Origin of the sequence: Aminobacter niigataensis (assembly GCF_014200015.1) — a bacterium.
GTDB lineage: Bacteria > Pseudomonadota > Alphaproteobacteria > Rhizobiales > Rhizobiaceae > Aminobacter > Aminobacter niigataensis.
Genome location: NZ_JACHOT010000009.1, coordinates 158188 through 168875, shown reverse-complemented (window position 1 = coordinate 168875; position 10688 = coordinate 158188). Strand labels below are relative to the sequence as shown.

Below are 10688 nucleotides of genomic sequence, written 5' to 3'. Positions count from 1 at the left end.
TCGCCGCCTTCGGCCTTGGTGTCGCCCTTGGAGTCGCCACCCAAAGCTGCGCTCAGCGCCAGGCCGCCTTCGCCCTTGCCGCCGTCGGCTTCGCCGCCCTTGGCATCGCCGCTGTTGCCGCCGTCGGCGCTGCCGCCGTCGGCCTTGCCACCGCTCGCGCCGCCGCCGCCTGCGTCGATGCCGTCACCGGCAGAGGCATGGCCGCCCTTGTTGTCGAACTCCTGCTTGAAGTCGCCGTCGTTCTTGACGGTGGCTTCTTCAAGCTTGTCGTTGTCGACCATGTCGGCAGTCTGGTTGATGAGGAAGGCGTTGCTATTGGCGCCCATCGAGCCGTTCAGGATGTCCTTGAAGTTGATGTCGTCGCCTGGATCGTAGGTGACGTCGCCGTCCTTGCTGAACAGCACATCACCCTTGATGTCGCCGCCGCCGGTGTCGATGTCGGCAAAGTCGTTGTCTTCCTTGTAGTCGCCGAGACGGCCTTCGAGATCGACATCAACGTCGACGTCGACGTCGACCTTGGTCTCCGTCTTGTTCTCGTTGACATTCTCGTTCTTGGATTCGTTCTTGTTCTCGTTTTCGTTTTCGTTCTTGGATTCGTTCTCGTTCTTATTCTCGGATTCGTTTTCGTTCTTGTTCTCGGATTCGTTCTTGTTTTCGTTTTCGTTCTTGGATTCGTTCTCGTTCTTATTCTCGGACTCGTTCTTATTCTCGTTTTCGTTTTCGTTCTTGTTTTCGTTCTCGCTGTCGCCGCCCAGTTCGATTTCGTTGCCGACGAACTGCAGGCCAAACGCATTGAGATTGTTGCTGTTACGATCAGACATCGTCTTGTCCTCGGTTGGGACCGCGATTACCGGACCGTTCTCATCTTTCACACGGTCTTGGGGTCACGCGGACTACGGGTTGATTTACGAATGCACTGATTTTCGAGAATGAAGGGGTCTGAAGGCTGAAGGGGACTGAGCAGCCGGAGGCCCCGAAGCTGTCTGGATGGCTGAAAACCTCCCTTTTTTGGCTTGGGCGGAGGCTAGGATTCTCACAATTTCGTGATTGTCGGGCGTTTACATAAGGCCCTGGTCACGAGCAATCGGAGTTCCGGAAGCGCCACACCCTTGTTGGCTGAACCGGCAAAGGGTGCGACCATGACCGTGAAATTGGTAGCTGACAGTTCGCGCTAGGCTGTTCGGCTAAGCGGCTCAAGAACTTGCGGCGATGATCTAGATACTGCCGCCGGAATTTCGGCGCGAATTACTAGATGCTTGCCGTATATGTACAATTGCCAGTCATTCGCAGGTAGAGCGCCGTGGTTCCGGCTGCTTGTACCCGCGAAAAATCTGCCGGGTCGAATGCTTTGAGAGAAGTTCCGCCCGGGCTAGAGGCTAGATCACGCGGATGCCCGACAATCCGGACGGACTACACAAATGCGCCCGATAGCTCATCTTGCTTATACCGAACCGTTAACAGGAGGTGTATGATCAACCAATAATGTTCCCCATCAGGCGGCACGTGGGGAAAATCGCGCATAGTTGCGAACATTGGGCGGGAGATCTCATGTATCGGGTGGCAATTCCCAGCGCGCGCCGCGCTAACGGAGCTGGTGGCTCCGTGCAGAAAACCTGCAAGACATTGCTGATTGTCGCTCCGGCGGACTTCGTGTCGGAGTGCTTGGTCTTTGCTATTGAACGCGAGTTTCCGTCGATCGCCGTCGAACAGGTGGCGACCTTGGCGGAGGCCTGCGTTTCCTTCGAGTGCCCGGTATCGCTGATATTGCTCGATGCTGGTCAATTGCCTGACGTGGCAGGCCACTCGGAACGCATCTCGCACCTGCACCCGGCAGCGCAGATCATGCTGATCCAGGAGGACGGGCGGCATGAGGTTTCGATCCGCGACGTGGTGACAGCCCGCAACGTGCGCGGCGTCCTGCCGATGAACCTGAAGCTCGACGTCTGGCTTTCGGTGGTTCGCCTGGTGTTGCGGGGCGGCGAATACTTTCCGCTCTCGTTGTTCGAGCCGATCATCGAACGGCGAACGACAGTCGCGACCGCGTTCAACGAGGTGGTGGTGCCCAAGGCCGTGGTCCAGGCGGACGGCGACACCGACGACTTCGACGAACTGACGGATCGCGAGTTGCAGATCCTGGGCATGGTCGCGCGCGGCCTGCAGAACAAGCTCATTGCGGCGGCTCTCGGGTTATCCGAGCACACCGTCAAGATTCATCTGCACAACATCATCACCAAGCTCGGCGCGCACAACCGCACCGAAGCGGCCGCCATCTTTCACGGGCGTAGGGGGGAGACGATCGGCGAACGTGACATCGGTGCAGGTGCGATCCAGGCGCAGCTGCCGTTGGGGGTGTGAGCGCGCGAAATGCCGCGATTCCAGGATGTCCTGCTTACCGTTGGCCAGCTCAACTATACCTGGACCAACACCGAGAGCCTGCTCATCTATCTGATCGCCGGCCTTGCCAAGGTCGACAAGGAAACGGCGATCATCATCTTCCTGACGCTGAATACGACGCGCGCGCGGCTCGACCTCGTCGAGCGGCTGGCCAAGATGGCTAAGACGCCGTTGCCCTGCCGCGAGGCGGTGCTGGCCGTGTCGGAGCAACTGACCCACCAGGGCAAGCTGCGCAACAAATATAGCCATTGTATCTATTCGTTCGACGAGACCGGAACGCGGGCCAGCACCCAGCTGATGCGCATTTTCGACAGCAAGGATTCCGTCCGCTACGGCAAGAACGAAGAGCTGGACGACAACGAGATGCACCGCATCTCCGCCTCGATCGAAGCGATCCGCGACATCAACCGGCAGATATGGAAGATCGTCGAGGACAATGCGTTTCCGCATTGAACGCCGCGCCAAGGCCCGCCGGTCGCGGCGCTGCGGGCCGGCGCATCATACGCCGATGCGGGACCACCTGCCGGTTTCGAACTGCGACTGACGAGCAAAGTAGCGATAGGGCGTGCTCTTCCAGTTCCTGACCGAGCCAGTGAGATTATCCAGGATGAGATCGCCCTTGTCGGTGCGCACGGTCAGCACCGTATGTCCGGCGCCGCGATAGTGGGCAACGGTCAGCAGCAAGGTCGATGCCGGCCAGCCCCGCTTGCGCAATTCGCTCTTCTTGAGGATGGCAATGTCCTCGCAATCGCCCACCGTCGTGGGCAGTCGCCAGTTGTCCGAACCGCTGGCGGTCACAGCGTCATTGCGCTGGCTTATGCGTCGGTTGACCGAGGCGTTGACCTGCTTGAGGTCGTTCATGCGTTCGTCCGTCAAAGCCATTACCGCGGTCTTGCCCGCGGTGCTGCATAGCCCAGGCTGGCGGGCGCAGAAGGTGTTTGCCGCCGGCGGCGCAAAGGCATAGCCGACGGTCGTCATGCTTGATCCGGGAGTGGTTGACTGGCTGCAGCCAGCAGCGATCAAGGCGATCGCAAAGAGCGCCACGAGTTTTTGCACGTGCTGTCCCCTCTCTCAATGGGTGACCAGCAAACAGCATATTAGAGCTAGATAAATCAACCCCAACGGGAGGACTTTGCACCGTTTTCAAAAGGATGTATGATTAAAAAAGTGTTTCCGATGGTCGGAACATTTGATCATAGCGCCAGTTTGGGGACGGGCGCATTTTTTCCCTCAGGAGGAAGAAATGACGACGTACCCAACCTGCGTACGCGGGATCCATTCGATTCTGTTGGTCTCTTCGGCACTTGTGGCCGTCAGCTTCATCACCCCCGCATCGGCACAAAGCAACATCCGGCCGGTCATGTCGGCTGCACAGTGCCAACCCCTTACCCAAGGCAACTATGAGATGTGCTGCATTGCGCTGAACCGCGGCAGCATCATGTCGGACGACCAGCTGGCGCAATGCCCGCCGCTGACGACGTCGCTGGTCTCGGCCGTACTGGCCGGCAGCGAGAACGATGGTAATGACGGCGGAACTGGTAGCGACGGTGACAGCGGCGGCGACGGCGATGATGGCGACGACGGCGATGACGGCGACGATGGCGATGACGGCGACGACGGCGATGACGGCGACGACGGCGACGGTGACGGCGGCGGTGGCGGCGGCGGCGGTGGCGGCGGTGGCGGCGGCGGCGGCGGCGGTGGCGGCGGTGGCGGCGGTGGCGGCGGCGGTGGCGGCGGCGGCGGTGGCGGCGGCGGCGGTGGCGGCGGCGGCGGCGGCGGCGGCGGCGGCGGCGGTGGCGGCGGTGGCGGTGGCGGTGGCGGCGGCGGCGGCGGTGCCGGCGGCGGTAGCTGATCGATCACACGCCTGATCACTTGATGAACTCAGTAAGCCGGGCGGCATTGCCGCCCGGCTTTTTGTTGGTCAGTTCTGCATGCAGGCTGGGACTTGTTGCCGCTTCGGCACTACTTGGACACGGCCGAGTAGCGGTCGTCGGACAAGGTCATGCCCATCACAAGACCCTTGACCCTGGCATTCACCGCCACCTTTCGCACTTCCTGGAACATGAAGATGAAAGGCGAAACGCGGCTGTGCACTTTCTGGATCGCCTCATACATGCCCTTGCGCGTCGTCGTGTCCTGTTCGCGCACGGCCGCCATGGCTTCGGGTGAAAGGGCTCCCGCGTTCCAGCCGAAACGGTCGGTGATGCCTTCCGAGCCGTCGGGCGCATCCTGCTTGTTGACCGCGAAGGCCTTGGCGTTGGAATGCGGGTCGGGATAGTCCGGCCCCCACAGGCCAAGCCAGATGTCGAGGTCGTGATTGCGGTAGCGGTCGAGCCATTCGCGGCCGCCGACAATCTGCAGGTTGAGCTTCACGCCGGCCTTGGCCATGCTGGCCTGGATGGCCTTGGCGAATTCGGTGTAGGGCAGGGTGTCCCACACCACCATGTCGAGCGAAAACTCGCCGCTGACGCCGCCCTCGGCCAGCAGTTCCCTGGCCTTGGCGACATCGAAACTGAAAGGCCTGTAGTCGATCGCGCCGAGAAAACCTTTCGGTACCAGCGTCTGATGCACCTCCATCATGCCGCGCGAGACGGTGTCGACCATGCCTTGGTAGTCGATCATGTATTTCATCGCCTCGACCACTTTGGGATTGGCGAGATACTGGTTCCGGACGTTCAGGCCCATGTAATAGATGTTGCCGGAGCGGCCGTTGACGACGGCAAGCTTAGGGTTGTTGGCGATGGTGTCGAAATCGTCGGGTCCGAGGCGGTTGGCGATGTCGATTTCGCCGGCCTCGAGCAATTGCCGCTGGACCGCACTCTCGGCAACATGACGGATCAGGATGCTGTCGACTTTTGGTGCCGTGCCCCAGTAGTTGTCGTTGCGCTTGAGCAGGATCGACTGCCTGGGTTGCCACTTGCTGAGCGCGAACGGGCCGGAACCGGCTGAGTTGTCGGCCTTCAGCCAGCCATTGCCGAAGTCGCCGTCGACTTCGTTCGCCTTGACGATCTTGCTGTCGACGATGCCGCCGATATAGGACGACAGGCAATAGAACAGGAAGCTCGGCGCGTAGGTGTCGGCGATCTCGATGACCAGGGTCTGGTCGTCGAGGGCCTTGATGCGGTCATCGACATTCTCCGGCGAGAAACCGAACTGGCCGATGATGAAGGCCGAGCGCGACTTCAGATGGACGACCCGGCGCAGCGAATATTCGGCGTCCCATGCAGTGACGGGATTGCCCGAAGCAAAGCGCGCCGCAGGGTTCATCTTGAAGGTGAAGGTGCGGCCGTCGGGCGAAATGGTCCAGCTCTCGGCGAGCACGCCGATGATCCTGGTGGGGTCGTTGACATCGAAACTGACCAGCGACTGGTAGATCTGGGTGCTGGCAAGCACGCCGCCGACCTCGCCCACCTCGTTGGGGTCAAGTGTCATGACGTCGTCGATGGCGTCGGCGACAATGAGCGTATTCGCGGGCGTTTCGGCAAAAGCGATGGACACGGCAAGAGCCGCGCCGAACATCGCTCCGGCCATGGCCTTCAGAAAACGCATACCAGTCCCCTCATGAGCCTTTGCTCGGCCCAAACTATCGGCTCGGCGGCGTTGGTGAGAAAATCGTCTTAAAGGGCCGATTTGTGAAGTGGTTATATTCTTTATTCTGCATGTGAACATCGAATTCGGCGCTTGGAATGAAATTCCAATGCATGGCTGTTTGGCCGCATCCCATTCCGGACTTGCAGGAAATTTAGGTCGAGAATGCCGTGTGCGGGTCGGGTTGTTGGATTACAAATGTGGTCAACGCCTGTTTTTAGAATCTTTTTCCGGGGAGTAATCCGATGCGTTTTTCTCTGTTTGCCGCTGTCATTACTGCTGGCCTGGCCTTCGCCACCGGCGCGCAGGCTGAACGCCTGACTGACCAGCCGCTGGTTGATGCAGCCTGGCTGAAGTCCAACCTCGGCAACAAGAGCCTCGTCGTGATCGACGTGCGCGACGCAGCCAAGGACGGCGCCAACCCCTATGCCAAGGGCCATGTTCCCGGTGCGGTCAGCGCTCCTTATTCGACAGCCGGCTGGCGCGCCGAAGTGAACGGTGTTCCCGGCATGCTGCCGCCGCTCGACACGATTACCAAGACCATTGGCGACCTCGGCGTCAGCAATGACAGCCACGTCGTCATCGTGCCGAATGGCACCGACTCCTCCGAATTCGGCGGCGCCACCCGCGTCTACTGGACCTTCAAGGTGCTGGGCCACGACGCCGTGTCGATCCTCGACGGCGGGGCACGCGCCTGGGAAGCCGCAGGCGGCGAAGTTTCGGCCGAAGCGGCCAAGCCCGCGGCGGCCACCTTCAAGGGCGAGCTCAAGCAGGAGCTTCTCGCCACCACCGCCGATGTCGAGAAGGCTCGTGCCGACGGCATCAAGCTGATCGACGGCCGCCCGGCCGCGCAGTTCAGGGGCGAGGCCAAGAGCCCGGTCGTCCGCGCCGCCGGCACCATTCCCGGCTCGAAGAACCTCGAAAACAGCAAGCTTTATGACGCCGACAAGGCTACGTTCGCTTCGAAGGAAACCGTCGGCAACCTTTCCCAGTCCGTGGGCCTCGGCAAGGACGAGCAGAACATCGCCTTCTGCAACACCGGCCACTGGGCTTCTGTCGTGTGGTTCGGCCTGAGCGAGATCGAGGGCAACAAGAACACCAAGATGTATGACGGCTCGATGGCCGAATGGGCTGCCGATCCGGCCCGCCCGGTGCAGCCCGGTTCCTGATCTCGCGCAAGGCAGATCCGAGTTACAAGATGTCCGGGAGCGATCCTGGACATCTTTCGTTGAACGGGTCATTCCACATCAATTGAAGTTCACGACAGAATTGAAATGACACAGATCAATCTCGCAACTCCGGCGCCGTCGGTGCCCGTCAATCTCGACAAGGGGCCGGTCATCTTCGTCGGGCTGGCCTTGGTGCTTGGCGCACTTGCCATCGGCGAGGCGATCAGCATGCGCCAGGCGCTGCTGTTTCTCATCGGCGGCCTGCTCGGGCTGACCCTTTACCACGCCTCATTCGGCTTCACCGGCGGCTGGCGGCGTTTCGTCGTCGAGCGGCGCGGCAATGCCATCCGCGCGCAGATGCTGATGATCGCGGCGGCGTCGGTCGTGTTCATCCCGCTTCTGGCGCTTGGCAATGCCAACGGCCAGGTACTGGTCGGCGCCTTTGCACCGGTCGGCGTGTCGGTGCTGGTGGGGGCTGCGATGTTCGGGCTCGGCATGCAGCTCGGCGGCGGCTGCGGCTCGGGCACACTGTTCACCGTCGGTGGCGGCAGTTCGCGCATGCTGGTGACGCTTGTGTTCTTCATCGTCGGCGCGGTCATCGGTACGGCTCATCTGCCGTGGTGGCTGGAGCTGCCGGCGCTGCCGGAAATCAGCCTCGGCAGGACGCTCGGCGTGCCTGGCGGGGTGATCGTCACGCTGCTCGGCCTTGGCGCTGTTGCCGTGATGACCGTGTTGGTGGAACGGCGCGCGCATGGCGGGCTCGAAAAGACCAAGCCGGCCCCTCGTCACGGCGTGGCGCGGCTGTTGCACGGCCCGTGGCCGCTGGTTGCAGCGGGGCTCGGGCTTGCCGGTCTTAACATCGCGACGCTGCTGACGGCAGGTCATCCCTGGTCTGTGACCTTCGGCTTCGGCCTGTGGGGCGCCAAGGCAGCACAGGCTGTCGGCGTGCCGGTCGAGACCTGGGCGTTCTGGAGCTGGCCCGGACCGGCCAAGGCGCTTGGTTCCAGCGTGCTCGCCGACGTCACCTCGGTGATGAATTTCGGCATCATCCTGGGGGCAGCGCTCGCGGCCGGCCTTGCCGGCAAGTTCGCGCCCAAGGTGCATGTGCCCTTCGCCTCGTTCCTGGCGGCAGCCATCGGCGGCGTGCTGATGGGCTACGGTGCGCGGCTGTCCTTCGGCTGCAATGTCGGTGCGCTGTTTTCGGGCATCGCCTCGGGCAGCGTCCATGGCTGGCTGTGGTTCGCCTCGGCCTTCGTCGGCAGTCTTGGCGGTGTCGCGCTGCGTCCGCTCTTCGGACTCGATGGGTTCAAGAAATGAGCGCGCGCAACACTCTCCTGTTCGGCACTGCATTCCTCGCCGCCACGTCGGCGGTCGCGGTCGACCACTACCGATTTGCCGCGCCCAAGCCGGCACCGGCGGCGAGTGCGCCGGCGACGCCTTGCTCGGCGGCATCACCGTGTGCTGCAGGCTCGCCTTGTGCAGCAGCGTCACCGTGCGCTGCGGCTTCGCCGTGTTCGGCCGCTTCGCCTTGCGCTGCAGCGGCTCCCTGTGCGGCGGCGTCTCCGTGTGCAGCCGCCGCCCCTTGCGCGGCCGCGTCCCCCTGTGCGGCAGCATCTCCGTGCGCTGCAGCCGCACCCTGTTCTGCTGCCTCGCCATGCTCGGCGGCTCCTGCTCCGGCGGCAGCTTCGCCCTGCGCCGCAGCGCCGGCAGCCTCGCCCTGTGCTGCCGCGCCGGCTGCATCACCATGCGCTGCCGCTCCCGCAGCCTCGCCTTGCGCGGCCCAGCCGCAATAGGCCAAGCTGCGGCCTGGAGGCCGACGATGGACGAGACAAGATCAGAGGCGGCGCGGCAGGCGCTGTTCTGCGAACAGGTACTGGCCAAGTCGGGCAGCAACGTGCTGCTCGAGACGCTGCGCGAAGCCAAGTCGGTTGCCGCATGGGAGCACTTTCCCCCGGGCGACGTCTTCGATCCGGAGACGGGGGCGCAGTGGTACTATCACAGCCATCCGCCGCAGGAAGGGCAGGCCGAGCACGGCCACTTCCATTGCTTCGTCCGGCCCGATGGCGCGAACGGGCCGATCCACCATCTCGTCGCCGTCGGCGTCGATGCCTATGGCAAGCTGGTCAGGCTGTTCACGGTCAACCAGTGGGTCGTTGGCGACAACTGGCTGGAAGCCGAAGGCACGGTGGCGCTCCTGCCGCGCTTCGACCTGCATTTCGCCAGGCCGTCCTATCTGGTCAATCGCTGGCTGGCAGCCGTGCTGGCGCTCTATGCGGATGAGATCAAGATACTGATCCGCGAGCGCGACAAGGTTCTGGCCGGACACCGGCCCGAAGGTGGCGCTCCAGCGCGCGAGGACCGCGCGCTGGAGGTGACGTCCGAACGCGGCGTCGACCTTCGCCAGATGGCCGCCGGCCTCGGCGTCTGATCACCGCGGGATGATGTCGATCGCCTGGTCGACCACCGGGTGCAGGCCGCTGGCATAGAACGACAGGCGGTTGCCGGAGCCGACATTGCTGGTCATGGCGATCGTCAGGCGCGAATCCGGATCGTGCTCCATCACCGTGACATATCCCGGGATGCTGCCCTGGTGGCCGAGCACCAGGCGCCCGGCATATTCGCTGGCAATGAGCCCGGCCCCGGTCTCGCGCAGGCGGGTGCCGGGGTAGCTGACCCTGGAGCGGCCGTCCTTCATTTCGGCGAGCAGGGCCGCCGGCATCAGCCGGCCATCCAGCAAGCCCTTCATGAAGCCAACGAGATCGCTCGGCGTCGAAACCATGTCGCCGCAGCCATAGGCGCCGGAGAAGGGGAAGGAGTCCGACGAATCCTGAAGTTCGTCGGCGTAGGGCAGCACGCCATCCATGCGCCACATCTCGCCGCCTTCGGCCAATGCCGAGCTGGCGTCGGCGGCAGGTTTCGGGCGGTGGTAATAGCCCCGCACCATGCGTGTTTCCGGGAAGCCTTCGGTTGCCGGCGACCAGGTATCCTTCAGCCCGAGCGGGGCGAGCACCTTGCGGCGGACATATTCGCCGAGCGAGAGACCCGACGCTGCCTCGATCAGCATGCCGGCCAGCACATAGCCGGTGTTGTTGTAGACGGCGGCTCCGCCCGGTGAGGTCTGGCCGCCGACCTTGAAGGCGAGATCGACGAGCTGGGCCGGCGTCCAGACCCGGCTCGGGTCCATCGGAATGTCGTACTCGAACTCTGGCAGGCCGCCGCGGTGGTTGACCAGCTGGAGCACCGTCACCTCGCCGGAGCGTGGCAGGTCGGGAAACCATCCGGCGATGGGGGCGTCGAGCTCGGCCTTGCCTTCTTCCACCAGCTTCATCAGCGCCGCTGCAACAAAGGTCTTGGTGCAACTGCCGATCTTGAACAGCCGGTCGGGCGTGACCGGAACGTCGTTTGGCCGATCCGCCTGTCCCGCTGTGACGGCGATGGTCTCGCCGTCGCCAAGCGAGAAGGCAAGCGAGGCACCCACCGCGCCATCGGCGCGATAGGTTGCGAGCAGATTGTTCAATTGTTCGAGCATGGCGA

Annotated in this window: 9 protein-coding genes and 1 pseudogene; 6 read left to right on the top strand and 4 right to left on the bottom strand. The window is 63.1% G+C overall.

The window, feature by feature from the left end; genetic code table 11:
• Positions 1-821, bottom strand: a pseudogene (locus GGQ99_RS23980) (hypothetical protein); the annotation flags it as partial.
• Between the two features lie 661 nt (positions 822-1482).
• Between GGQ99_RS23980 and GGQ99_RS23975 the strand changes: the two are divergent.
• A complete protein-coding gene (locus tag GGQ99_RS23975) occupies positions 1483-2355 on the top strand; it encodes a helix-turn-helix transcriptional regulator (RefSeq protein WP_246389720.1) in 873 nt (290 codons plus the stop codon).
• A 9-nt stretch (positions 2356-2364) separates the two neighbouring features.
• Positions 2365-2847, top strand: a complete 483-nt coding sequence (locus GGQ99_RS23970; RefSeq protein ID WP_108607186.1) for a hypothetical protein — start codon at positions 2365-2367, stop codon at positions 2845-2847.
• Between the two features lie 45 nt (positions 2848-2892).
• On the opposite strand, the gene GGQ99_RS23965 is transcribed toward GGQ99_RS23970, so the two are convergent.
• On the bottom strand, positions 2893-3372 hold the full coding sequence (locus tag GGQ99_RS23965) for a transglutaminase-like cysteine peptidase (protein WP_108607187.1): 480 nt from the start codon (positions 3370-3372) through the stop codon (positions 2893-2895).
• A 265-nt stretch (positions 3373-3637) separates the two neighbouring features.
• Here GGQ99_RS23965 and GGQ99_RS23960 point away from each other — a divergent pair, with 265 nt between their 5' ends.
• Positions 3638-4249, top strand: a complete 612-nt coding sequence (locus GGQ99_RS23960) for a hypothetical protein (protein WP_183264467.1) — start codon at positions 3638-3640, stop codon at positions 4247-4249.
• Positions 4250-4359: 110 nt separating this feature from the next.
• Here the strand turns inward: GGQ99_RS23960 and GGQ99_RS23955 are convergent, their stop codons facing one another.
• Positions 4360-5946 carry an ABC transporter substrate-binding protein gene (locus GGQ99_RS23955; protein ID WP_183264466.1) on the bottom strand — a complete coding sequence of 529 codons (1587 nt, stop codon included), beginning with the start codon at positions 5944-5946 and terminating at the stop codon, positions 4360-4362.
• A gap of 284 nt (positions 5947-6230) precedes the next feature.
• Here GGQ99_RS23955 and GGQ99_RS23950 point away from each other — a divergent pair, with 284 nt between their 5' ends.
• From GGQ99_RS23950 to GGQ99_RS23940, 3 genes are all read left to right on the top strand, one after another.
• On the top strand, positions 6231-7154 hold the full coding sequence (locus GGQ99_RS23950) for a sulfurtransferase (protein WP_108607190.1): 924 nt from the start codon (positions 6231-6233) through the stop codon (positions 7152-7154).
• Between the two features lie 105 nt (positions 7155-7259).
• Positions 7260-8471 carry a YeeE/YedE family protein gene (locus GGQ99_RS23945; protein WP_183264465.1) on the top strand — a complete coding sequence of 404 codons (1212 nt, stop codon included), beginning with the start codon at positions 7260-7262 and terminating at the stop codon, positions 8469-8471.
• Positions 8472-8973: 502 nt separating this feature from the next.
• Positions 8974-9582 (top strand): DUF6969 family protein, encoded by a 609-nt coding sequence (locus tag GGQ99_RS23940; protein ID WP_183264481.1) that lies wholly within the window; start codon positions 8974-8976, stop codon positions 9580-9582.
• Here the strand turns inward: GGQ99_RS23940 and GGQ99_RS23935 are convergent, their stop codons facing one another.
• A complete protein-coding gene (locus GGQ99_RS23935) occupies positions 9583-10683 on the bottom strand; it encodes a serine hydrolase domain-containing protein (RefSeq protein ID WP_183264464.1) in 1101 nt (366 codons plus the stop codon).
• Between the last annotated feature and the right edge of the window lie 5 nt (positions 10684-10688).